The following is a 24,304-nucleotide window of genomic DNA, read 5'->3' on the forward strand; positions in this document are numbered from 1 at the left end:
CTGTTTTGTATAGCCAAACCACGGTAGCCGTCGGCGGCCAGAGCGAGCCCTGGCTGCCGTAGGCCTATGCCGAGCGCATTAGTCTTCGGATTCTGGCGTGGCCTGTTTCTGAGAGGATTTCCCAGGTTTTGGCCAGACAACCCCAACGCTTCTCATCCCTTTGGCGGGGTCCATTTCCGGGTGCGCGAGTACGACGTCTCGATAGGAGGGGCTCCCGATCACCGCCGGTTTGAACTTGATGAGGAAGTCATTGACCTCTTTACGAAGATCCGGGGCCAGGCCGTAGTCGTCGTAGCACGCCTCCAGACAATCGAGCACGGCCTGCCAGTGCACGTCGGTCAGCCCCATTCCGCGATGCGCGGTGACCATGTCTCTACCCCTGTATTTGGCGCTTCCACCCCAGTGCTCGGAAAGAAAGTCGACAAAATTGATGTGTTCCTTCTGGAACGTCGATTCCGACATATGAGCCCAGATGTGCCCAATGGCGGGGTGTCCCATGGTTTTTCTCAACACTGCGCCTGCGAACTGATAAATAGCGTCATAGCCGCCAAGACGGGTATAGAGGGAGGGTTGTTGTTCCGTGGTGGGTTGCTGGTCGGTCATTGTCTGGTTACTCCGTTTCGGGTGAGAGGCATCTCATTAGCTAACTTCGTGTTGGCACGATTGATACGGGATGCGAAGTCTTGCGACGGATCCGAGTTGAATTCGTCGTTGGGCACACGCTTGGTTGATAAGGACAATGGGGTAGTAGAGACGGGCGGGTCTAAAAGACCCTGACGTAGCGCAGGTTCATGCGAAAGTTTTCTTTGGGCCCGTTCTCCACCGCAAGGTCGCGTCCAAGTTGCACTTGGAACTGGTCCTTGGCGGTGAAAAACTTTCTGGCAGTGACGCGGAAGTTGGTGGTTTCCATCCTGTCGTCCTGGTTGACACCATCGATCTGGTTTTCCCCGCCCCAACTGTGGCCGAAGCCGATAGCCAGCGCAGAGGTCTCGTCGGGCATGTAGCGCCCCATCAACTGAGCGCCATAGGAAACGTCCTGCTCCCGGCGGGCGGAGCTGGCGCCGAAGTCGTTGTTGTCTGCGTACCAGATGGCGTCACCGACGAGGTCGATGGCCCACTTCTCAGTGAAGTGCTTGACGTAAGCGGCCTGGAGATCAACCTTCCAACGGTTCTCGCCAAGATTGAGCGCGTCGTCTTTGTCATAGTCGCCAGTTGGCACGTACAAGTAAGCAGTCGCACCGAGGGTGTCGTTGGCGTCGTTGAGACGGTACTTGAGCGGCGCAGTGAGAATGAGGTCGCCGATGCCGCTGGCGTCGCCTAAACCAGAGGCGTCACCACCGCCTGAGACATGACCGAAGGGCAACAGGAATTGAGGCTCGATGGTGAGTCGCTCGCTCAACTGATAGACGTGCAGTAGGCGCAAAATGCCGACATCGGAAGTCAGGTTGAAATCGGAACTGGTCTTGTGCCCCTGGGCATAGGCACTATCCGTGGTGGCGTGCTGGTAGTAAACCACGCCGATGGTCGCTCCCACGGGGAGCGGCTCGTAATCACCAGGATCCACCTCGAGCGCGTGGGAGGAAAGGCTGGGGAGGAGGGCTGCAAGCGACAGGTAGCGGAACTGTTTCATGATCGAAGATCCTTTTTTCGGGCAAAAAGAGCCCCGCTAGCGCCAATCAGGCGACGCGCAGGGCTAAAAGTGGAGTCAGCGATGGAGTCAGGTGGGCGACACTTGCGCGTCGCGTATCATCCCGGTCTGCGGGTGGCAGTTGATGTACTCGAACAGTTGCTGGCTACCGTCCGCTACCGAGACCTCGTGATACAGCCGCAGCTTCGAAAGGCCTCCGATTACTCGGAAAAACGTGGTGAAAATACGTAAATGAGTAGGGTGGGATTCTGCCCAGCGTTCCAGTTTGTCGAGCGATCGCCAGTGACCGATGTCATAGGCGATGTCGAGGAGATTGCCATCAAGGTCGACATTGCGTACGAAGCGGTTGCTATAGCAGCCCAGCGCCTGCCCCTCGTCACGCAGGAAGTTCATGCCGTCTTGCAGTGGCGGTAACATCTCGTTGAAATAGAGCGCGCGTTCCTCCTCGCCGGCTTCGACCCAGTCTTGTCCGGAGCGGATCAGCGTCAGGTTGTCGTGGCCTCGTACCACGACCCTGCCGCCCTTGGTGGGGTCGCCTGAAATGACGTGCAGTTCGCTGGTCGGCTGCATCCAGTCGGTCTGTGAGATAGCAAAGCGGTCGCGCGCCGAGCCCCAGTAGCCATGCTCCTCAATCTCGCCGCTGATGCCGTCCATGATCGCACCGACACCTGGCAAATCGTCCTTGAATGCATACAGCGTTTCGAACTGCTCGGCGCGCGGTGCGATGACTTCGCGGAAATAACCCAACCCCTCGCTCAGGCGCGCATCGTCGCCCCACCAATCGGCCACAGGCGCTGAAAGTAGCCATCGGTGATAGGCAGCGGGATCACGCCAGTAGCCCACGGCGATGAAGTTTCCGTAACCCTGATTGTCGAGGTGGTAGGTCAGGTCGTGATTCCCTGGGCCATCGGCGAGGGCAAAGCTTGCGTCAATGTAGCGCATGGCTTGCAGGGCGGCGGCGCGTTGCTCGTCACGAAATTGCACCCCGAGGTAAGCCATTACAACTTGCTTCACGTTTTCGTCAGCTCGCCCCACAAACATCGGGAAGGGTGGCTTGTAATCGTCATCAACACGACGGGACAAAGTCCGGGGACATTTGAGATGTTTATCGATTGCAGATTCCATGGGGGCTCCTTTATTTCCGTCTCAAACGGACGGTTCGCTGTTCTACATCCCAGTGGATGTTGTTGTTTTGCGGTGGGTACCACTCCATCGGCGTTGCAGCACCAAGATCCCGAGCTGCACCAGGTAAGTGGCAAACTCTTCGGGTGCCATGTCCCATCTCTGTAAAAACCAGGATGAGTCGGACAGTCGCTGCTGTTCTCGTGGTTGCATGAGACACCTCATCATTCGTGCTTGTAGGGACACGGCGTGGAGTAAAAATTATCGAGGGGGGATGAAACGTGCTTGGCTCGAATGGACAACCGTTTGGTTAAAAAGGACAGGTAAAAAAGGCCGGCATATCACCGCGCAGCAATGGTGCGGGGGGCTGAAATAAGGGGGCGAGGCGCCCTGAGAAGAGGCATGGGGAGTGATGGAAGGATCGGCCTATGTAAGCGCAGGCGGCTATCTTCCAAGGTGTCTGGCAGCGGGAATCAGGCGATGGAAATGGCCTGCTAATTGCTTTGCTCGCAAAAACGTTACCCCCGCTTTTGTTGTTGAATCGCCGCCGCGAGGTGAATGCAATGAACCAGACATGTCAGTATTCGACGCTTGCAGTTACGGCACCACAGCGGTTTGATTACTGGAAGGAGGTGGTTTGTCATCACTGCCTGGACGCCGACAGCAAACGGCTGGCGCAGAGCGATTTTGACGGGGCGCTGGAGGTGCATAGCATGGGCGCACTGGACATCTGCACGTTGTCCGCACCCTTGCACTATTGGGAGCGGTCCGCCCAACACCTGCGCAGCGATCCTAATGACGATTTGTGGCTGGGTTTTACCAGGAGCGGCTACGGTGAACTGGAACAGGCTGACCGACGGACGAAGCTGGCGGCGGAAAATCTGTTTCTTTATGACGCATCCCAACCATTCAGATTCAGCTTCGGTGGTACTGATAACCACCTTGTCCGCATTCCGCGACAACTGCTCAGTCAGCGCTTGCCTTCCATAGCAGATTGCACCGCTGTGGTTCTGGATGATCGCCGCCCAGGGGTGATTCCGTTACGCGAGATGTTACGTCAAGCCGCAAGTATGCCTTCAGGCTTCCATAACACAGGAATATCCAGTCGTTACTCCAGCACGTTGCTCGACCTTCTGGTGGTCAGCCTGGAGCTCCAAGATTTAAAGCAGACTCATGACGAGCTGGACCTGTACGGCCGGATCATGAATTACATCCACCAGTATCTGACCGAGGCGGACCTCTCGCTCGAACGTATTGCTCAAGCTCACCATGTCTCCACGCGCACGGTAACGCGTGCTTTCGCCCGTCATCAGAAGTCGCCGGTCGCGGAAATCTGGAAGGCACGATTGTTTGCCAGTCGCGACGCTATTGAGCGTGGTCAAGTCCGCAGCATTTCCCAGGCTGCGCTGGATTTCGGATTTTCCGACTTCTCTCATTTCAGCCACGCTTTTCGCAAGGCCTTTGGCGTTGCTCCCCATACTCTCCTGCGGCGAGAGTGAAATGGGTGGTTTTTAGTAGTATTGAAGTGGTACTCAAAGTTGAAATCATGTTTCTGGTCTTGGGTCTCGATAGGCTGGTTGGACCCAGAACCTACCTCTTCAATTGGCCGCCGGGGCCACTACAGCTTCTGCTCAGCGATTCAAATGGAGGGCTGTCTCTTTGTGACAGCCCTCCAGCGCAGGCCCCGTTAGAGCGGCTCAACCGAATTGACTTGCCGATTCAACTGCGCTTTCAGGCTTCCTCCTACGTGTTAGCTGATAAGCAATTGCCAGCCATATGAACCACCCCGGCATGACCAACAGGGCAACGCGGGTGTCAGGTCTTAATGCCAGCAGGCAGAGAACGAAGCCCAGAAAAGCCATTGAGAACCATGCCATTGGGACGCCGCCTGGCATCTTGTAAGCAGATTTGGCATGAAGCTCAGGACGCTTTTTGCGGTAGGCAATGTAAGACGCGAGAATGGTCGACCAAGTGAAGATCACCAGAATCGCAGACACGGTGGAAACGATGGTGAATGCCGTCATGACCTCCGGAACGATGAACAGCACGAGCACACCCAGCAGCATCAATAGTGTAGTGAAGGCCAGGCTCAGCAGAGGCACGCTGTTGCCCGATAGACGCCGAAAAATACCCGGAGCGTTGTCTTGACTCGCCAACCCGAACAGCATGCGGCTCGATGAAAATACGCCGCTGTTGGCCGATGAGGCCGCCGAGGTCAGGACCACGAAGTTGACGATACCGGCCGCTGCGGGGAACCCGGCGACGAGGAACAGTTCGACAAAAGGGCTTTTGACGGGGGAAACCTGTTGCCACGATGTCACGGCAATAATGCAGCTCAGCGCGAGGACGTAGAACAGGATGATCCGCAGCAGAATCGAGTTGATGGCTTTGGGCAGGGTCTTCTCCGGCGAGCGGGTTTCAGCGGCGGCGGTGCCGATCAACTCGGTGCCGGCGAAGGAGAAGATCGCCATTTGAAATCCGGCGAAGAAGCCAAGCAAGCCGTTAGGGAAAGCCGCCTGTTTGTCCACCAGGTGACTCAGGGATGCGGTGACGCCACTGGGGGAGACGAAGGAGCTGGCAATCAGCACGGTGCTGACGCCGATCAGGGTCACGACGGCAATGATCTTGATGATCGCGAACCAGAACTCCACCTCACCGAACAGCCTGACCGTGAGCACATTCAACGCGAACAGTGTCCCCAGCATGCCGACGGCGGGTATCCACGCCGGCACATCGGGGAACCAGTACTGGAAGAATCCGCCGACCACGACGGCGTCGCCGATCACCGCTACGCTCCAGCTCAGCCAGTACGACCAGCCGAGAAAGAACGCCGCGCGCGGGCCGAGGTAGGCGCCGGCGAAGTCGGCAAAGGTTTTGAAGTTGAGGTTGGACAGGAGCATTTCGCCCATGGCACGCATGACGAAAAACACGAACAGACCGATGATCATGTAGATGAGGATGATCGACGTCCCGGAGAGGGCGATGATCTTTCCGGAGCCCATGAACAGGCCGGTCCCGATGGCACCGCCCATGGCCATTAACTGGATGTGACGATTGCTGAGCGTGCGCTGCAGCGCGGGCTGTTCAAGCAGCCCGGAAGGGTTCGATTTCATTACAAAACCTCTTGATTTTATGTTTTTGAGTTTTGGCAGAAAGTAGGTGTCGAGCGTTCTTGTTAGAGAGGCAACGGCTAATCAAGACGATGCCTGGAGGTTGAATGCCCCCTCGCCAAGTGGCGAGGGCGGCTATTACCGATCAACTGACGGTGCGTAGACGCGAGGCTTTGGCCAGCGGCGGATCGAGGAGTTGGAAGAGATTTTTGATGTTGGCCGGCGTCGGGACCAGGTGGACGCGCTGGCCGATGTGCTGTGCCTGAGCCAGGTCGTTGAGATAGCGCAATGACGAAAAGTCTTCCAAGGCAAAGCCCACCGAATCAAACACCGTCACCTGCACATCGTTTTCGCGTCCGGCCACTTCGCCTTGCACAATCCGGAAAAATTCGATTACCGGGGAATCGGCTTCCAGTTGCTGAATGTCGCCTTCAATGCGGGTTTGCGGCTCGAACTCGACGATGACCCGGGCGTTGCGCAGGATGTCGGCGTGCAGTTCGGTTTTACCCGGGCAGTCACCACCGACCGCATTGATGTGCATGCCGGGCTCGATCATCTCGGGCGTCAGAATGGTTGCATAGGCTTTGTCGGCGGTGACTGTGGTGACGATGTCCGCGCCCTTGACCGCGTCCTTCACCGAACTGGCCAGAATCACTTCGATGTCCGGGAACGCCGCGAGGTTGTGCTTCAGTTTGAGGGACGCTTCTTGATCAATATCGAAAATACGGATTTCGTTGACGCCCAACATTTCATGAAAGGCCAGCGCCTGAAATTCACTTTGGGCACCGTTGCCGATCAGGGCCATCGAGGTCGCACCGGGGCGAGCCAGCGATTGCGCGACCAACGCGGAGGTGGCTGCGGTGCGTACGGCGGTGGTCAGGGTGAGTTCGCTGAGCAGGGTGGGATAGCCACTCTGCACATCCGCCAGAAGCCCGAAGGCCATGACCGTCAGTAAGTTCTGCTGGCCGTTGTTGGGGTGGCCGTTGACGTATTTGAACGAGTACTGCTGGCCATCGTCGGTCGGCATCAACTCGATCACGCCGTCTGTTGAGTGGTTGGCCGTGCGCGGTGATTTATCAAACTGCGCCCAGCGTGCGTAGTCGGCTTCGATGTAGCCCGCCATTTCGCGGATGGCGCGGCGGATACCGACTTGGGTGAACAGGCGTGCAGCATCATCGACATCTATGAAAAGTGTCATGTTCTTATTCTCCGATCCAGACATTGAAAGGCTGTAGAGCGCGGGTGGCTCAGCTGCGTTTGCTCTCGAAACCGTGCAGTACGTTGACGGCATTGATGCCGATTTCATCGACCATGTAACCGCCCTCCATCACGAACAGCGTCGGGCAGCCGACGCTCGCGATCAGTTCACCGATGCCAATGAAGTCATCACTTTCCAGCAGGAAGTGACTGATGGGATCGTCCTTGAACGTGTCGACTCCCAAGGAAATCACCAGCACTTCCGGCGAGAACTGCTGGAGTTTTTTGCAGGCGTGGAGCAGGGCGTTGCGGTAGCTCTCCCAGGTAGTGTTTTTTGGCAGGGGATAGTTGAGGTTGTAACCCTCGCCGACACCCGCGCCGACTTCGTGGCTGTAACCCGAGAAATACGGGTAGGACACCGCCGGTTCGCCGTGCAGCGACACGAACATGACGTCGCTGCGCTGATAAAAAATATTCTGCGTGCCGTTGCCGTGATGGAAGTCGACGTCCAGCACCGCGACACGTTTGGCGCCTTGGGTGATGGCCTGTTGCGCGGCAATGGCGGCGTTGTTGAGGTAACAATAACCGCCCATGTATTCGCGCGCGGCGTGATGGCCAGGCGGGCGGCACAGGGCGAAGGTACTGTCGTGGCCTTCATCGAGCAGGGCCAGGCCGGTGAGGGCGATATCGGCGCTGGTTTTCACGGCTTGCCAGGTCGTCGCGGTAATGGGTGAGCCGGCATCCATGGCATAGAAGCCGAGCTTGCCGTCGATGAACGTTGGCACCTCTTCGCCGGCCAGATCGCGCACCGGCCATACCAGTGGCAAGGCGTCGTGAGTGCGACCGGTTGCGCACCATTCGCTCCAGGCATTTTCCAGAAAACTGACGTAGCGCTCGCTGTGTGCGTTGACGTAACACGAGCGGTCAAAAGCGCGCGGTTCGATGATCTGACCAAGACCAACCTGTTTGACGCGGTTGTGCACCGTGTCGGCCCGACTCGGCTGTTCGAAAGACGGTTTGAGCACACCGTCTTTCAATTCGGTGCCGTGGTGCAACCGGTGGGAATCACTGAAAACTGTAAACATTCTGCGCATCCGTTAATGTAAGCCAGTGCAAATATTCTGTTCCGGCCGGGCTGCACTTTCTTTGCTTTGTTTTCGTGGTTCGGTGGATTATTCGGGCGTTTTTACTCAGGAGTGGCGTCATGCAGAAAAAAATATCCAAGCGCATCAGTCTCGATGAAACCGATCTGGCTATTCTTGAGTTGTTGCAGGAGGACGCGAACATTTCCAATGCCGAACTCAGTGAACGGCTGTCGTTGAGCCTTACTCCGTGCTGGCGGCGGCGCAAGCGAATGGAGGAGGCGGGTGTCATCAAGGGCTATCAAGCCAACCTTGATCGGCGAATGCTCGGGCTGGATATCATGGCATTCGTGCACATTCGCTTTTCCACCCATGCCGATCACGCTCCGGACGCCTTCGAGGCAGTGATTGCGCAATTGCCAGAGGTATTGGCCTGCCACAAGATCACCGGAGATGCCGACTACGTACTTCAAGTGTTGGCCGAGGATCTTGATAGCTATAGCGACTTTATCGAGCAAGTGCTGAGGCGCCAGGTCGGTATCGCATCTATTCAGTCGAGTCTGGCTTTGCGCGAAATCAAAGCGGGTAGCCGTATGGCCATACCCAAATTGAGCAAGGATTGAATATCGGATGTTCTGGGCTGAACAAGGCGCTAAAACCTTCCCGCCACGTCCGTCGTCATAAGCATCTGCTGGAAGCGCTCCAGAAAGACCGACTCGGCGCGGGTCATCTTTTGTTCGCGATTCCAGAGCAAATAGACGTTCACATCGCTGACGCCCTCCCAGGGCGGCAGGCGCCAGATTTCATCGGCTTGCACATCAGCGGCGACAATGTGTTCGGGCAGGCAGCCAATGCCATATCCGGCAGCGACCAAACGCAAGATTTCATCCAGGCTGGGCGAGGACGCAACAATGCGCCCGGTGAAACCTTGCTGATCCCTGAACACTGTGAGCGGCGATAAATTGCCGCCGATTTGGTCACTGGTGAAACTCACGAAATTTTCGCCTTGCAGGTCTGACAAGGTCAGGTTCTTGCGACCAAACAGCCGATGGCGCTTCCCACAGAAAAACGCATATCGCTGTTCCAGCATCACCCGCTGTTCGAGGCGGGGCTGTGGTGTTCGGCACAGGCTCAAACCGAAAGACGCGGTCTTTTGAAGCAGCGCGCTGATCACATCCGAGCTGCGCAGCACATCAACTTCCAGTTCCACTTGAGGAAACTCATTGTGGAATTGCGCCAGGAATTCATCGTAGGTGCGAGACTGGATACGGCTGATGGTCAGCAGCCTGATTTTACCCGTGACCAACTCGGCAGGCGCATCCAGCGCCGGGCCTAAACGGGAGATCGTGCCGTAAATCTCCGCAGCGATCTGCATGACTTCCTCGCCGGCCTTGGACAGCGTAATGCGAGGCCCGCGACGCACTACCAGCTCACTGGCAAGTTGCTCCTCCAGTCTTTTGAGCGCCTGACTGATTGCCGGTTGACTCAAGTGCAGACGGGCAGCGGCCCGGCTGATGCTGCCCTCCTGACCGATAACCAGGAAGGTGCGCAACAGGTTCCAGTCCAGACGATCATTGAGAAAACGCTTTGCTTCGGGGTCCCGCTGAAGACCAGACGATGAGAGAGTCATTATTGCTCAGGCTTATACTCAAGTATTTAGATTAGAAGCTTTTCCTAGCATAGGGCTTGGCGCACCATCCAGCAATGCACCGTGAGAGTGCGATTTTCATGCTCAAGCATGACTTATCTCCTGCCTATAACAATGATTCCCGGGAGCCTCAGATGACCAGCAAAACCTCCACGCCACGGCGTGCCGCAGCCGCCGCATTTATCGGCACCACCATCGAATTCTATGACTACTACATCTATGCCTTCGCTGCGGCATTGGTGTTGGGGCAACTGTTCTTTCCCAGTGAAAACCCGATGCTCAGCACCATGGCCGCGTTCGGCAGCTTCGCTGTGGGCTTCATCGCTCGGCCGTTCGCCGGGATGGTATTCGGCCATCTGGGTGACCGCCTGGGCCGCAAGAAAATGCTGCTGGTGACCATCGTGCTGATGGGCGTTGCGACGACCGGTATAGGCTTGCTGCCCACTTACGCCCAGGTAGGCATCTGGGCGCCCGTCGGCCTGGTGTTGCTACGGCTTCTGCAAGGTATTTCAGTCGGCGGCGAGTGGGGCGGCGCGGTACTCATGGCCAGCGAGCATGCGCCCAAGGGACGCAAAGTGTTTTTTGCTTCGTTCGCCCAATGGGGCAGCCCTGCTGGCCTGTTGCTGGCGCTGATTGCATTTCGCTTGATCAGTGAAATGGAACAGGAAGCCCTGATGAGTTGGGGCTGGCGCATTCCATTTCTGATGAGCGGCGTGCTGATGATAGTCGGTCTGGCGATTCGCTTCGGTGTGCCTGAATCGCCAGAGTTCGCCGAGGTCAAGGAGAGCGCCCAGACCTCTGACAGCCCGGTAATGGAAGTGCTGCGCACTGGCTGGAAGAACATTCTGTTCGCTGCACTGGCCGTCACCATCGGTTCGGGCGGTTTCTTCTTCACCAACACCTTCATGATCACCTACGTCACCCAGTATCAGGGCATCGCCAAAACCACGATCCTGGATTGCCTGTTTGTTGTCACCATCCTGCAGTTCCTTTCGCAACCCTGTTCGGCACTGCTGGCCGAGCGGCTGGGTGAAGGACGGTTCCTCAGGTGGGTGGCGTCGCTGTGTATCGTGGTGCCGTATCCGATGTTTTTGTTGGTACAGACCGGCAACCTCTTCTACATGACGACCGGCATTGCCCTGGCTGTGATCCTGCTGGCGGCGCTGTATGCAGTGATTGCCGGCTACATGGCTGAAGCGTTCCCGGCGCGGGTGCGGTATTCGGGTATTTCCATAGCCTATCAACTCGGGAGTGGCTTGACCGGAGGCCTGACACCGATGATAGGCACCTTCATCGCCGCTCAGTTCACGGGGCAATGGGTGCCTTTGGCGCTGTTCTTCAGCGTATTGGCCCTGATGTCGCTGACTGGGGTGTTGGGGCTGGCGCATCTGCGCAGCGTCAACACCAACCCGGTCAGCCTGTCCACCAGCCAAGGAGTTGCATGATGAGCAAACCCCTCGCCATGTCAGAGATCGAATGGCAATCGCGCTGCGAGTTGGCAGCGCTGTATCGCGTGATCGCTTACTACCGTATGACCGACCTGATCGACACTCACATCACCCTGCGTGTACCGGGGGCGGAGCGTTATTTTCTGATCAACCGTTACGGCGTGGCGTTTGAAAAAATGCGCGCCAGCGATCTGGTGTTGATCGATCTGGAAGGCAACTTGGTCGAAAGCAGCTACAACGGTGGCAAGGTCAACGCCGCCGGATTCGTCATCCACTCTGCCATCCATGAAGCGCGCCCGGACCTGCACTGCATCATCCACACCCACACCGCGAGCGGTATGGCAGTGGCGGCCCAGCGCGACGGCCTGCTGCCGCTGACCCAGCATGCCTTGAAGTTCTACGGCAACTTGGCTTATCACACGTACGAAGGCATCGCGTTATCGCTGGAGGAACGCGAGCGGCTGATCGCCGATCTGGGCTCACACAAAGCGATGATCCTGCGTAACCACGGCCTGCTCGCGGCCGGTGGCAGCGTGGCTGCGGCGTTCCACGAGATCTACTTCCTGGAGCGCGCCTGCCAGGCGCAGATCCAGGCGATGTCCGCCGGGGTGGCGCTGAACGTCCCGGACGAAGCCGTATGCCTCCACACTGCTGCGCAGTTCAGCCGTGACGGGATCGACGGGATCATTGATCTGGCCTGGCAGGCCGCGCTCAGTCTGATCGACGAGCAGCGCGCCGATTGGTGCAGTTGACCATGGCCAGTCTCGTGTTGTTGTGCCAGAACCCGGCGTTGACCGATTGGCTGGCCGGACTGTTCGCCAGCCATGCGCCGCACTTGCAGGTGCTGCGCCCTGAAGACCCAGGCGCACAGCAGGCCCAGATCGCGGTGTGCTGGTTCCCGCCAGCGGGCAGCCTCGGTGCCTTACCGAACTTGCGCCTGGTGTATTCGATTGGCTCGGGTGTCGATCATTTGGCCCAGGACCCTTCGCGTGACCCCGCGCTGCCGGTATGTCGGGTCGTCGACCCCGATCACACCCAGGGTATGAGCGAGTACGTGCACTGGGGTGTGCTGCACTTTCACCGCGGCTTCGACCAGGTCATAACCGGCAACGCCACGCAACGCTGGCAACGTCCGCTGCAGCGCCGTGCGCAAGGCTTCAAGGTCGGGGTGATGGGCCTCGGAGCGATCGGGGCACCGGTGGCCACGCGGCTGGCCGAGGCCGGCTACGACGTGCGCGGTTGGGCTCGCACGCCTCGGGTAATCGACGGTGTGAACACCTTCAGTGGAGCGTCCGCGCTGCAGGAGTTTCTTGCGGAGCTGGATGTGCTCGTCAACTTGCTGCCGCTGACCGCCGCCACACAAGGTGTACTGGGCTGCGAGGTGTTCCAGTACATGGCGCGAGGCAGCGCCTTGATCAATTGCGGACGCGGCCAGCACCTCAATCAGTTGGACCTGCAACAGGCCCTGGCCAGCGGGCAACTGCGTGGCGCCTTGCTTGATGTGTTTGAACAGGAACCGCTGCCTGCGGATTCGCCGCTATGGCACACCCCTGGGGTATGGGTGACACCGCACATGGCGTCTGCCGCCTCGGATCAATGCATCGCCCAGCAGGTCGCCGACAACGTCTCGCGGCTGACGGCGGGACTGGCACTGAAGAATCTGGTCGATCCCATACAGGGTTATTGAGCGGACAGAGAACTAATCACTGCGTTGCGTGCTGCGTTGTCGGCGCGAGGCGTGTGCATTCTGAATTGTCTTGGCATGAGGTCATCCATGAAAACATTTTTCCATCCGGCACAGCGTCTGCACCATCCACGCTCCTACCTGTCCCGTGGGCAAATGCGCGAGCCGCTAGAGATCCCCGCGCGTATCGACCCGCTGCTGACGGTGGTCAAGAAGCTCGGCTACCCGCTGCTGGAACCTGCCGACTCCGGTCTGGCGCCACTGGCCGCGGTGCACAGCCCGGCATATCTGGAATACCTGAGCAGCGCTTACCAGCAATGGCACGAGGTGCCTGAGGACTGGGGCGATGAGGTGATGTCGAACATTTTCATCCGCGAGGGCAATCCGCTGCGCGGAATCCTGGGCAAGACCGCCCGCTACCTGGCCGACGGCAGTTGCCCGATTGGCCAATACACCTGGCAGGCCGCTTACTGGTCAGCGCAAAGTGCGGTAGCCGCCGCCCAGGCGATTATCGAAGGCGATGACGCCGCATACGCACTGTGCCGTCCACCGGGACACCATGCCCGTGCCGAAGGCGCTGGCGGCTTCTGTTTTCTGAATAATGCGGCGATTGCTGCCCAGGTGTTGCGAGGCAACTTCGCCAAAGTCGCGGTGCTGGATACTGACATGCACCACGGTCAGGGTATCCAGGAGATTTTCTACGACCGCGATGACGTGCTCTACGTGTCGATCCATGGCGACCCCACCAACTTTTACCCGGTAGTGGCCGGCTTCGACGACGAAACCGGCGCTGGCCGAGGTAAGGGTTTCAACTTGAACTTGCCGATGGCCCACGGCTCCAGCGAGGCGGATTTCTTCGCCTGCATGGACCAGGCAGAGGCTGCCTTACGCGCCTTCGCCCCGGACGTACTGGTGCTGTCGCTAGGCTTTGATATCTACGAAAACGACCCGCAGTCCAAGGTCGCCGTTAGCGATGAAGGTTTCCGGATGCTGGGGCAGCGAATCAAGGCGCTGGGCCTGCCGTGCGTAGTGGTGCAGGAAGGCGGTTACGACATCGCCACTCTCGATGAAAACGCCGCGCGGTTCTTCAACGGCTTGACCGCTTCGCGCTGATAGTCATTCGCCCGGGCTGATTGACCCGCACGGTTTCCAGCTCGGGCTTGCCGAGCAATACCTAAAACAACAAGGGTTACTGCGACCCTGAATGCCGGGCGTTTCTTCTCCAGTAGTGATCGGGCGCAACCCTATCATTTAGCTTGCCCCCATTTTTGCCCCAACGCGCCCTGGGCTTGGGTAGAAGGCAAGCCTTCACCCAGAGTACGGTTCTGAACGGCTCTCAATAATTATCCCTGCCTGTTGGCGCTATGATAGATAAATCCATTAAGTTGTATTCAAAGCTAGAAATTGGGCGATAAGGCACAGGATTAGGGAATTAAGTTGCTTGATAGGGGGCGAGCGTTAATTCTATAATTTTGTGGATTAACCGGCAAAGAATGGGTTAGGTACATGCTATGTTGGATTTAAGCTTCAGCAAGCCGGGTGAGGTCGTCAAGCGCCTCTGCGATCGCTTGCGCACAGAGCGCTTGGCGCGGGACATGACACAAGCCGACTTGGCCGGACGTGCCGGCATCGGCACAAACACAGTCTCCAACCTTGAAGCCGGGCGCAATGTCGGATTCGAGAACGTCGTTCGGGTGGCAATGGCTCTTGGCCGAACCAAGGAACTTGAAGGCCTGTTCCTGCCAAAGCTGGACAGCATTGAAGATATTCGGCGTTACGAAAACAGCGCCAATCGTCTTCGTACAAAGAGGAAGCCCGGCAATGCTTGAGCAGGTGAACGTCTTCTACGAGGGCTGGGGCGAGAGATGGCAATGGGGCACGCTGGTCTCCACGACTGCCCTGACCGGGCGCCCGCTGATCGTGTTCGAGTACAGCAATGAAGCCAGGCAAAGGGGCTTGGAACTGTCCTCCTACACGCTCCCGTTGGAGGGGGCTCAATTGCGCCGAGATTTTCCAGATCACCAACTGTACTTGCCAGGGCCTGTTTACGACTCCTTGCCGGACGGGTGGGGTATGTTGCTGATGGACCGTATGTTCAGGCGCCGCGGGCTCACCACGGCGCGTATCGGCTCACTGGAACGGCTGGCCTACATCGGTTGCAATGCAATGGGGGCCATGACGTTTGAACCCGTGGTACCAGAAGGGCAGGCGTCTGAAGTCCATATCCCGCTGGAGCAGCTTGCCGCCGAAGTGCAGGAAGTACTCCATGGAGACGGTGGCGAGTTCCTGCAGACGTTGCTGCTGGTGGGCGGCTCGCCTCAAGGTGCGAGGCCTAAGGCCCTCGTCTATCGCGATCCCGAAACTGGCCGTTTTACCACTGCCGTGACGGCGGGTTTTGAAGCATGGCTGGTCAAGTTCCCGGCCAAAGAAGAGCATGCAGAGGTGTGCGCTGTCGAAATGGTCTACGCCGAATGCTTGCGCATGTGCGGTATCGAGACCCCTGACACGCAGTACTTCAGTCTGCCTGATGGGTTGGCGGCGTTTGCCAGCAAGCGATTTGACCGTCGCGATGGTCTGCGCGTACCCATGCAAAGCCTCGCGGCCTTCACGGGGGCAAATTACCGGTCTCCAGGGGTGTTGGACTACGTCAACTTCTTGCGGGCAACACAGATGTGTACCAACGATGTGCGAGAGATGGCGGTGGCCTTCGAACGTGCGGTCTTCAATGTAGCGTTCAACAACAGAGACGATCATCCCAAGAACTTTGCCTACATCATGTCGCAAGACGGTCAATGGAGATTGTCGCCAGCTTACGACGTGACCTTCTGCGAGGGGCCAAGTGGATATCACCAGATGGATGTGATGGGGGAAGCCCTGTCCATTTCTCGCACGCAAATGCTTCGGCTTGCCGAGGAAGCCGAGGTGCCACCGGACGTTGCCGGCAGAATGATTGACGGCATTTGCGATGTGGCGAGCCGGTTTGCAAGCATCGCCGAAAACCTATACCCACAGGTTATTACTCAAGACACCTTGCGCACGATCCAAGGCCGCATCGATCAGAACGTAGCTCGGTTACACCGTGGCCATGCGGGCAGCGGTTGCCATTGAAGATCGGGAGGAGCAGGCGCTCGCGCCGGGTGTGTGGGCTGCTGTTCTGCGAACGAATATGCCAAAGGCTTGAGGCACAAGGCTGGATAACCAGCGTCTTGGTGTCCGTTGTCACGGGACAGGCCCATTCTAAGGGTCTTGTTTGTACCTATCCCTGGGTCCTTTCATGATTGGACGGAGAACCTGAACAGGTGCTTTACGCGGGATCGGGCATGCCCAACGATTTCTTCAGCCACTGCGTGACTACCTTGAAAGCCGCATCGGAATTGCGTTCATAGATCAATCCGTGGCCGTTGCCGTGAATACCCAGTGCCGGTAGATCCAGGTGGTGAATGTTGGCACCGGCATTTCGCAGGAAAGGGACGATGCTGGATGCGTAAGAAGCAAACGCTGATGTCTCGCCGGTCACCAGCGCTACCGGAATGCCCTGCAATCCGGGAATTTTCAGGGTTGATGGTTCTGCTGTGCGGACTTGCTCTGCCGTCTTGCGAGGCGGATCAAAGGTCAAAGGGGCGGCGGTCAGTCCCCATTCGAGGCTGCCTATACCCGGCGTGTGGCCAAAGACCGGCCCCATAGGCTCTACCGCCACAATCCCTGCGATCAGGTCGGGTCGACGATCGGCGACCAACCAGCCACTGGGCCCGGAAGCAGAATGCGTAACGATGATGGCCTTACCGATTCTGTCGAGCAATTCGGCCAGTCGATCCGCGTCTAGAGCCTGCGAAGCTGCGAGGTCAGCCGGCATAGGACCATAGGCTGCAATGAAGGCGTCAAATGCTGCTTCGTCATCCGGCTCAAACGGCCACTGCGTTTCTCCGCCTCCCTCTGGAAAGTAGACTTCGCGGGCGCGCTCATAGGAAAATGCGGGCCCCATCGGCCCCATGATGTCGGGATGATAGGGCGATCGCCCGTGACCCGGTCGGTCGACGCGGAAGACTACAAAGCCCGCTTCGAGGAACCGCTGCGCCCAACCCGGGCGACCGTCGGGGGTATCCAGCCACTCGGTGCCCTGAAGCGTGCCACCGTGTACCAGCACCACGGGATAGGTTTGAGTGATGTGCTCGGGGGCTTCCCAGGCTACATACATTGGTCCCTTCTGGAAGCTTTTACCGTTCTGGGTAATGCGGGTTCCGGTCACCCAGAAGTTGCCACGCCGCGAGCGTTTTACCGGTGCGGTTCGCCAGGGTTGCGCGGCATGATCGGTTGACCTGCTAGCGGTCTGCATAGCGAAAGCCGACCAGTCCTTGTCGCCGTCCCCCCGGGCCACCGCCGAGGTCATTTTCGATCGCACAGCTTCCGCAGCAGCTAGTTCCAGGTCCTTGAGACGGCCCGCATCAATAGCCAGATTGATATCCTTGAGACCAAGAGACAGTTTGAAACCCGGTTCAAAACTGCGGTTGACGATGTTTTGCCCATAGCGTTGGTAACTAGGGCAGGCGAACAGGGTCTGGGTCATGAGGTTGATGAAAATCGAGGGGCTGAGTCCGTGGCGCTGAACGAGTTCGCTTGCTTCGCCCAGCGACTGGATGGCTTGCGTGATCATCATGTTGCCAGCGATTTTCGCGATACACGCGTGCTCAGGCTGATCGCCCAGGTACCAGGTCTTTTTCCCGAGCAGGTCAAACAGCGGTTGAGCCGTCAAGACAGCCGCCTGCGATCCGGCCGCCAGGATATTCAATTCGCCGTTGGCCGCCACGGCGGGCACACCGAAAACCGGTGCCGCGATCAACGCCATGCCGATCGCATCATGCACGTCCTGCAACTCCAACATGAGCGAAGGCGACAAGGTCGACATCACGACGTGCACGCAGGCCCTGTCCGCATTTTCCAGAGCTGCGCTGGACAGCAGCACTTCCCTGACGGCGGTGTCATCGGCCAGCAGGCTGATGACGACCTCTTGCTTGAATGCCAAGGCCGGCGATTCGAGAACGCTGATGCCTTCAAGTTCCATGATCGAAGCGTGACTGCGGTTCCATGCCGAGACGTGATGGCCAGCCCGGACGAGCCGTGGAATGATCGCTCTGCCCATGCTTCCCACACCGATAAAACCAATGTTCATTTACAGTCCCCGGTTGGTATTCGACGAAGGTGAATGCAGACAAGTATGTCGGGCGCGGGATTGCTACGGCACTGCCATTGCTGCACTCTCACTGTTCATTTTTGTACGGGGGCAGGGCATGGACTGGAGTGATGTGCGGGTCTTTCTCGCGATTGCCCGCGGTGGGTCATTGGGCGCTGCCGCCAAGCTGCTGGGTGTTAGCCATCCGACCGTGGGGCGGCGCTTGCAGGTGCTTGAGCAGTCCAGTGGCCAGCCCATTTTCCTGCGCACCACGCAGGGTCTGGTACTCACCGACAGCGGCGAGAAACTGCTCAGCCTGGCGCAGGAAATGGAGCAAAGTGCGTTGGCCATCGAAAGGCGACTGGCGGGCGACAGCGCACAGCCAGAAGGTGTGCTGCGCATTTCTTGCGCTGACTGGTTTGCCTGCTATGTGCTGGCCCCCGTCCTGAGTGAACTGGGGCGACGTTACCCTCTGATCGTGCCTGAGGTTATCGCTGGGCATCGATTGTTTGACCTGGCTCGTCGCGACGCCGATATCGCGTTTCGAATCGTCCCTTTCACCGAACCCGATATAGTTCACCGCAAGCTGATCTCCCTGAGCTACGGGTTATACACGGCCGTCGGAACTGCTGACCCCGAGCCACAGGGCGAAGGGGTTGGTTTGATCACCATGAGTGTTGCCCAGTCTCATTATCCCGATGTGCAGTGGCTGCAGCAGCGTTACCCTCTGGCGCGTACCGTGTTCACCAGTAGCAGCCGCACAGTCCAGGCGCAAATGTGCGCGCAGGGGCAGGGCGTTGCCGTATTGCCCCGCGCCCTGGGCGACCAATTGACGGCGCTGAGGCTGATTGATTCGCACGAGCCGCCACCGGGCCGCGACATATGGATGGGCTACCACCAGGACATGCGCCAGATGGACAGCCTTCGTGCGCTTGCCGACCTTGCCTCCATCATGATCGGCAATCAGGCAGACGGTTGACTCACTCTGCTGGGCGCATGGCCGCCGTTTGCAGCTCTGCAGCAGGTTGGCGCGCCAGGGTCAGGCTTAGTCCCGCGCCTACCGCCAGGCATGCTGCGATGCAGAGGATGGAGACGGTGAAGGCGTGGGTGATGGCAGACGCGTTGGTATCCGTGCCCAGAAGGGTGTAAAAAATGCCACCTATTATTGCCACGCTCAGTGATGTGCTGATTTGCAGGGTGGAGCTGGTAACGCCCGCAATCATGCCGGAATACATCGGTGCCACACGTCCTGTGATCATGCGCATGAGTGTCGGGAGTGCCAGCCCCTGTCCAAAGCCGATCAGAAAGAGGACGACGGCAAGGGGCCGCGCAGCGGGGCTGACGGACATCGGCGTGTGCGCCACGAGCCAGGCCAGGAGAATGAATCCCAACACTTCAAGCCCCATGCCGAGCGGATTGACGTACGCCCCCAGAAAACGCCTGAACTGAGGGGTGGAAAGCGGTCCCAGCAAAAATCCAGCGCCGAAAGGAAGGAAGATGAGGCCTGCATTGAGTGGGCTCGTGTGCAGCGCTCCCTGTAAATAAATGGAAAACAGCAGGAAGAACACGCCGATCGCGTAAAAGGTCAGCGCGACGAGCAAAGCCCGGCCCAGCCCGGGCGCGCGCAGTGCGGCAGGATCAAGCAACGGTACGCCTTGCGCTTGATGCAAACGGGCTTCGTAGCGCCAGAACAGCCAGGCCAGCAGCGGCACCGCTGCAAGCGACAGCCAGGCCCACAAAGGCCAGCCCGCTTCGCGCCCTTCGATCAGTGGAATGATCAGAGCCGCAAGCGTCACCATGGACAGTAGCGTTCCGCCCAGATCCAGCTTGCTGGCCTGTTGCGCGCGTGTTTCCTTGACCACAGGAATGGCGATCAGGATGACCAGCAACGCAATCGGTAAATTCACCAGAAATATCGCCCGCCAGCCCAAATCCATCAGGTTGAGCGATATCAATATTCCGCCAAGTGCCTGGCCGACTACCGATGCCAGACCAAAGACCGCGCCATACAGGCTCAGTGCCAAGGGCTTTTCGGAGTCGGGAAATATCGCCTGCACCGATGCGAGTGCCTGAGGCGCCATGATGGCTGCCGTCACGCCTTGCAGCGAGCGTCCGGCGATCAACACCCAGGGGGACTCGGCGACACCGCAGATCAGTGAGGCAATGGCAAAGCCAATCAGGCCAACGAAGAACATTCTCATGCGGCCAAAGATGTCTCCCAGTCGTCCGCCGGTAATCAGCGTCACGGCATAAAGCGCCGCATACGAGGAGATGATCAACTGTTCTGCGGAGGAAGCCGTGCCCAGGGATTGCTGAATTGAAGGCAGCGCTACATTGACGATGAAAAAATCCAGCGGCGGTAAAAATGCACCGACTAGCAAGATGGCAAACATCAACCAGCGCCGCGGTTCCGGGAGGGCGATTTCTTTCTGAGGCATAAGGTCTCCTTCCTGGAACCCTTCGGTTCCAGAATATTCTCGATTGCGGGTCATGCTCTGAATCAGCTGACTCCAATCTAAACGATCAAACCGTCCCTTACGCCTCACATAAATGAACGTCCAATGTTCATTTATGGCAGTGCCGCCCAGCCCCTGACTCCTCGCAAAATGGCAGCACTGTGGCTCCAATCGAGCCACACAACCGAGATTGAGGAGTCAGATATGTCAGGTAAATTCGCTGATCAGGTTGCCGTCGTCACCGGGGCGTCCACCGGGATCGGGTTTGCAATTGCACAGGGTTTGATTGCTGAGGGCGCCAAGCGCGTTTACCTCACCGGGCGCTCGGCAGCTACGCTGGAGGCGGCGGTGGCCAAGCTTGGCGATAGGGCGGTCGCGGTCATTTCCGATGTCGCCCGCCAGGCTGATCTAGACAAGCTCAAGGCGACGATTGAGGCGCGCAACGATCAACTGGACTCAGTGTTTGCCAACGCAGGTATTTGCGAAAAGAACCCGCTGGGCGAGACCACCGAGGCCGCCTATTTCAACATGTTCGACATCAACGTGAAGGGGGTCTTTTTTACCGTGCAGACATTGATGCCGTTGTTGAAAAATGGCGCTTCGATCGTGCTGACGGCCTCGATCTGTTCCAGCAATGGCATGGAAGGACTGAGCCTCTACAACGCATCCAAGGCTGCAGTGCGGTCCTTCGCCAGGACTTGGGCCAACGAACTCAAGGGGCGCAAAATTCGAGCGAATGTTCTGAGCCCTGGCTTCACCCGCACGCCTCTGATGGATAACGGCTTGAAGATGAGCGAAAGCGACATTGCCGCGCTGCGCCAACACGTCGAGCAGATCACTCCGCTGGGGTATATGGCCCAACCTGAAGAAATCGCCTCGTCAGCGCTGTTCCTTGCGTCTGCCGATGCGAAATATGTGAACGGTGTGGAGCTGATGGTCGATGGCGGCCTGTCGCAGATCTGAACACTTGTTGTACCGTAGCGCAGCCCTGACAAGGGCTGCCTTTGTCGCTTTTGCAAAGCCTCGGCAGGAAACCTCATCATGAACATTGAAGAACTGACTCTCCGACTGGATGCACTGGAAAGCCGCGTCGCTCTGGAGTCGCTGATCAGCGCTTACGCCAATGCCTTCGACCGCATCGACGTGTCGCTCCTGAGCGGTATCTGGCATGAAGAATCGACACTGGATCTTCCGGGTTTCGGCCAAGCCGGGAACCGTGAAGAAATCCTCGCGATGGCGCAAAACAGCTGGCGACAGATGCCACACATGCATCACTGGATGGCTAACCCGCTGATTGAAATCGAAGGTGACAGCGCGGCGGGTACGGTAGCTGCGGATTGCCTGTTTCATGACATTGAAAAAGGCCCGGTTCAAGTCAGCGGGCTGTACCACGACAGGTTTGAACGGCGGGACGGAAGATGGGCGTTCTTGTCACGTCGTTTTGAACTGCACTTCCTGACACCGTTGAAAGATTGGGTACCCGTAGCGGGCGATGAAAAGTACGCAGTGAGCCAACATCAGCGCCTGAGTACGCTTTCAAAGCGATGACATGATGTTCAGTAAGAGCCGCGAACGACAAGCGATGTCCGCTGATGTCGTTCAAGCTGCAGGGAATGACAGCGTAAAGCGGATAATCCCGGGCTTTGGCTGTTCGACACGCACGTGACCTCCATGCAGTTGCATGATTGCCACGACGATGGCGAGGCCAAGGCCGTAGGAGTCAGAGTTCTGGTGGCGAGACGCATCGCCGCGGTAAAAGCGGTCGAAGAGTTTGCCCAAGGTTTCGTCACTCAGCACAGGCCCCAGGTTCTCCACTTCAATGCGGGCTCCACCGGGAGTTTCCATCACCCGCATCTGGATCTCGGTGCCCTCGTAGGCATAGCGAACGGCGTTTGCCACCAGGTTGCTCAAGGCTCTGCGCAGCAGCAAAGGGTCTGCGAGCACGTTGCCATCGCCTGTTATCTGTACGGTCATTCGCCGCTCTTCAGCCAAGCCTTCAAAATATTCGGCAATGCGCTGTGATTCGTCATGGAGCGATAGTTGCTGGCGCTCCACCACCGCGTGCGACTCATCGGCGCGTGCAAGGAACAGAATGCTTTCGACGATGCGCGAGATCCGTTCGAGCTCTTCAAGGTTCGACGCGATCAGTGCCTGATAGTCGTCCTCGCTGCGGCGCTGGCGTAGCGCGACTTGGCAATGCCCCATGAGCGACCCCACCGGCGTGCGGATTTCATGGGCCAGGTCCGCGGAAAATTGCGTCAATCGCTGATAACCCTGAGCAAGGCGATCGAGCATCGCATTATAGGCGTCACTCAGTTGTTGCAGTTCAACCGGCGTATCGGCGCTGTCCATGCGGCTGTGGAGACGTTCGGGTGTTATGGCTGCCGCATGGGCGGCCATTTTTCGCAACGGGCGCAGCCCTCGACGCAGCACCAGGTAACCCAGCAACGCTGTCGCTAGAAAGGCAAGGGCAACGGCCAGGTAGATACGTTCGCGATACGCCGCGAGCATAGCCATTTCCTTGCCCATGAGGTGCGCTGCCGTCAGTCGGACTTCGCGCCCACCTGACGTGGTGACGATGGTGGCGGCGCGCAGCATTGTTCCCGAGTTGGTCACGCCGCTGCGCAGGTCACTGACGCTCAGCTTTGTATCCTGGCCGATCACGGGCAGTTCAGGCAACGTGACGTTGAGTGGATTTACCTGGATGACCGGTTGCTGTCCGGGTTCTTCAATGATGAATATGTCGTCTTCACTGTCGAGCATGTTCTTGAAAATCTGCGGGCTGTCGCGCAGTTTCTCGATGGCGAGTTCGTAGTGCAGCAGCTTACGAAAGTGCTCCAAACGGCCCATGACCGCATGATCGCTGTATATCAATACCGAGGCTTTCATCGTCTGATACAGATAGACGCCCGCACCGGCCACGGCCAGCATCGCTACCATGGAAAACGCCACGGTCGATCGCAGGGTCAGAGAGGGTGGACGTCGGGACCGCATGGCCTCACCTCGCAGACATAGCCGATACCGCGAATGGTATGGATCAGCTTGATCGGATAGGGCTGGTCGACCTTGTTGCGCAGACGCTTGACCGCTACGTCCACCACGTTGGTATCGCTGTCGAAATTCATGTCCCAGACTTCCGAAGCGATCTGTGTCCTTGACAGCACATCGCCTGCCCGGCGCAGAAACAGATGCAGCAGGGCGAACTCCTTGTTGGTCAGCACGATCACCTGCTGTTGGCGTGTAACGCGGCGCCGCACCAGATCCAGCTCCAAGTCTGCGAGGTGGAAATGGTCGGCTTCGCGCGCTACTCCGCGACGCAAAATGGTGCGGATGCGTAACAGCAGTTCGGTAAACGAAAAAGGTTTGACTAGGTAATCATCGGCGCCCAGTTCCAGGCCGCGAATGCGGTCATGCAATTGGTCGCGCGCGGTGAGGAACAGCACGGGTACGTCTTGTCTGGCGCGCAAGAGCTCAATGATCTGGAACCCGTCGATCCCGGGCAACATGACGTCCAGCACGATCAGGTCGTAGGTGGTATGCAAGGCCATGTGCAGGCCGTCGGCACCATGCTGGGTCCAGTCGACGTTGTAACCGGACTCGCCGAGCCCCTTTTTGAGGTACTCACCTGTTTTGGTGTCATCTTCGATCAGCAGGATATGCATCGTGAGGCGCGCTCGGGTCTCTTCATGACGGGATTCAGCCCGCGACATCGGTATATCGGCTGCGCAGTGTAACGAGATGA

22 protein-coding genes are annotated in these 24,304 nt (G+C 58.2%); 11 read left to right on the forward strand and 11 right to left on the reverse strand.

Features of this window, described 5'->3' with window-relative positions:
• Positions 1-78 precede the first annotated feature (78 nt).
• The 3 genes from PCOSP_RS14870 to oxdA form a co-directional block, all read right to left on the reverse strand.
• The gene (locus tag PCOSP_RS14870; RefSeq protein ID WP_464708814.1) at positions 79-603 is read right to left on the reverse strand and encodes a group I truncated hemoglobin; all 525 of its coding nucleotides are present in this window, start codon (positions 601-603) and stop codon (positions 79-81) included.
• Positions 604-763: 160 nt separating this feature from the next.
• Positions 764-1,630 (reverse strand): transporter, encoded by an 867-nt coding sequence (locus PCOSP_RS14875; protein ID WP_464708816.1) that lies wholly within the window; start codon positions 1,628-1,630, stop codon positions 764-766.
• 87 nt (positions 1,631-1,717) lie between these two features.
• On the reverse strand, positions 1,718-2,773 hold the full coding sequence (gene oxdA / locus PCOSP_RS14880) for an aliphatic aldoxime dehydratase (protein WP_464708818.1): 1,056 nt from the start codon (positions 2,771-2,773) through the stop codon (positions 1,718-1,720).
• Positions 2,774-3,333: 560 nt separating this feature from the next.
• On the opposite strand from oxdA, the gene PCOSP_RS14885 reads away from it, so the two are divergent.
• Positions 3,334-4,269 (forward strand): AraC-like ligand-binding domain-containing protein, encoded by a 936-nt coding sequence (locus tag PCOSP_RS14885; RefSeq protein ID WP_175363379.1) that lies wholly within the window; start codon positions 3,334-3,336, stop codon positions 4,267-4,269.
• A 198-nt stretch (positions 4,270-4,467) separates the two neighbouring features.
• Here PCOSP_RS14885 and PCOSP_RS14890 read toward each other — a convergent pair whose 3' ends face one another.
• The 3 genes from PCOSP_RS14890 to PCOSP_RS14900 all read right to left on the reverse strand — a co-directional run bounded on the left by PCOSP_RS14890 (position 4,468) and on the right by PCOSP_RS14900 (position 8,162).
• Entirely contained in the window at positions 4,468-5,883 is a 1,416-nt protein-coding gene (locus PCOSP_RS14890) for an amino acid permease (RefSeq protein WP_464708819.1), read from the reverse strand.
• Between the two features lie 142 nt (positions 5,884-6,025).
• Positions 6,026-7,078, reverse strand: coding sequence for an ornithine cyclodeaminase (locus tag PCOSP_RS14895; RefSeq protein WP_464711940.1), 1,053 nt, complete (start codon positions 7,076-7,078; stop codon positions 6,026-6,028).
• 49 nt (positions 7,079-7,127) lie between these two features.
• Positions 7,128-8,162 (reverse strand): histone deacetylase family protein, encoded by a 1,035-nt coding sequence (locus PCOSP_RS14900; RefSeq protein WP_464708821.1) that lies wholly within the window; start codon positions 8,160-8,162, stop codon positions 7,128-7,130.
• A gap of 119 nt (positions 8,163-8,281) precedes the next feature.
• On the opposite strand from PCOSP_RS14900, the gene PCOSP_RS14905 reads away from it, so the two are divergent.
• Positions 8,282-8,782 carry an Lrp/AsnC family transcriptional regulator gene (locus tag PCOSP_RS14905; protein WP_024778535.1) on the forward strand — a complete coding sequence of 167 codons (501 nt, stop codon included), beginning with the start codon at positions 8,282-8,284 and terminating at the stop codon, positions 8,780-8,782.
• Positions 8,783-8,811: 29 nt separating this feature from the next.
• Here PCOSP_RS14905 and PCOSP_RS14910 read toward each other — a convergent pair whose 3' ends face one another.
• Complete coding sequence (locus PCOSP_RS14910; protein ID WP_024778534.1) at positions 8,812-9,789, reverse strand: LysR family transcriptional regulator; 978 nt, start codon at positions 9,787-9,789, stop codon at positions 8,812-8,814.
• A gap of 152 nt (positions 9,790-9,941) precedes the next feature.
• On the opposite strand from PCOSP_RS14910, the gene PCOSP_RS14915 reads away from it, so the two are divergent.
• From PCOSP_RS14915 to PCOSP_RS14940, 6 genes are all read left to right on the forward strand, one after another.
• Positions 9,942-11,252, forward strand: coding sequence for an MFS transporter (locus PCOSP_RS14915; RefSeq protein ID WP_055136975.1), 1,311 nt, complete (start codon positions 9,942-9,944; stop codon positions 11,250-11,252).
• Positions 11,252-12,007 carry a class II aldolase/adducin family protein gene (locus PCOSP_RS14920; RefSeq protein WP_055136976.1) on the forward strand — a complete coding sequence of 252 codons (756 nt, stop codon included), beginning with the start codon at positions 11,252-11,254 and terminating at the stop codon, positions 12,005-12,007. The genes PCOSP_RS14915 and PCOSP_RS14920 overlap by 1 nt, the downstream gene beginning before the upstream one ends.
• A 2-nt stretch (positions 12,008-12,009) precedes the next feature.
• Positions 12,010-12,942 carry a 2-hydroxyacid dehydrogenase gene (locus PCOSP_RS14925; RefSeq protein ID WP_265074969.1) on the forward strand — a complete coding sequence of 311 codons (933 nt, stop codon included), beginning with the start codon at positions 12,010-12,012 and terminating at the stop codon, positions 12,940-12,942.
• An 87-nt stretch (positions 12,943-13,029) separates the two neighbouring features.
• Positions 13,030-14,052, forward strand: a complete 1,023-nt coding sequence (locus tag PCOSP_RS14930; RefSeq protein ID WP_464708823.1) for a histone deacetylase family protein — start codon at positions 13,030-13,032, stop codon at positions 14,050-14,052.
• Positions 14,053-14,450: 398 nt separating this feature from the next.
• Positions 14,451-14,768: a helix-turn-helix domain-containing protein gene (locus PCOSP_RS14935; RefSeq protein ID WP_055136979.1), complete on the forward strand. Its 318-nt coding sequence runs from the start codon at positions 14,451-14,453 to the stop codon at positions 14,766-14,768.
• Positions 14,761-16,047, forward strand: coding sequence for a type II toxin-antitoxin system HipA family toxin (locus PCOSP_RS14940; RefSeq protein ID WP_464708825.1), 1,287 nt, complete (start codon positions 14,761-14,763; stop codon positions 16,045-16,047). The genes PCOSP_RS14935 and PCOSP_RS14940 overlap by 8 nt, the downstream gene beginning before the upstream one ends.
• Positions 16,048-16,243: 196 nt before the next feature.
• On the opposite strand, the gene PCOSP_RS14945 is transcribed toward PCOSP_RS14940, so the two are convergent.
• On the reverse strand, positions 16,244-18,106 hold the full coding sequence (locus tag PCOSP_RS14945) for an NAD(P)-binding domain-containing protein (protein WP_464708826.1): 1,863 nt from the start codon (positions 18,104-18,106) through the stop codon (positions 16,244-16,246).
• Between the two features lie 118 nt (positions 18,107-18,224).
• On the opposite strand from PCOSP_RS14945, the gene PCOSP_RS14950 reads away from it, so the two are divergent.
• On the forward strand, positions 18,225-19,085 hold the full coding sequence (locus PCOSP_RS14950) for a LysR family transcriptional regulator (protein WP_464711942.1): 861 nt from the start codon (positions 18,225-18,227) through the stop codon (positions 19,083-19,085).
• 1 nt (position 19,086) lies between these two features.
• Here PCOSP_RS14950 and PCOSP_RS14955 read toward each other — a convergent pair whose 3' ends face one another.
• A complete protein-coding gene (locus PCOSP_RS14955) occupies positions 19,087-20,544 on the reverse strand; it encodes an MFS transporter (RefSeq protein ID WP_175363375.1) in 1,458 nt (485 codons plus the stop codon).
• Positions 20,545-20,766: 222 nt separating this feature from the next.
• On the opposite strand from PCOSP_RS14955, the gene PCOSP_RS14960 reads away from it, so the two are divergent.
• Together PCOSP_RS14960 and PCOSP_RS14965 are read left to right on the forward strand one after the other, a co-directional pair.
• Positions 20,767-21,525, forward strand: a complete 759-nt coding sequence (locus PCOSP_RS14960) for an SDR family oxidoreductase (protein ID WP_024778525.1) — start codon at positions 20,767-20,769, stop codon at positions 21,523-21,525.
• Positions 21,526-21,603: 78 nt separating this feature from the next.
• Positions 21,604-22,110 carry a nuclear transport factor 2 family protein gene (locus tag PCOSP_RS14965; RefSeq protein WP_175384935.1) on the forward strand — a complete coding sequence of 169 codons (507 nt, stop codon included), beginning with the start codon at positions 21,604-21,606 and terminating at the stop codon, positions 22,108-22,110.
• Positions 22,111-22,161: 51 nt separating this feature from the next.
• Here PCOSP_RS14965 and PCOSP_RS14970 read toward each other — a convergent pair whose 3' ends face one another.
• Positions 22,162-23,556: a heavy metal sensor histidine kinase gene (locus PCOSP_RS14970; RefSeq protein ID WP_464708828.1), complete on the reverse strand. Its 1,395-nt coding sequence runs from the start codon at positions 23,554-23,556 to the stop codon at positions 22,162-22,164.
• Positions 23,529-24,224 carry a heavy metal response regulator transcription factor gene (locus PCOSP_RS14975; protein ID WP_464708830.1) on the reverse strand — a complete coding sequence of 232 codons (696 nt, stop codon included), beginning with the start codon at positions 24,222-24,224 and terminating at the stop codon, positions 23,529-23,531. Before PCOSP_RS14975 ends, PCOSP_RS14970 begins: the two co-directional genes overlap by 28 nt.
• Positions 24,225-24,304: the final 80 nt, after the last annotated feature.

The organism is Pseudomonas sp. MAFF 730105, from assembly GCF_055380705.1.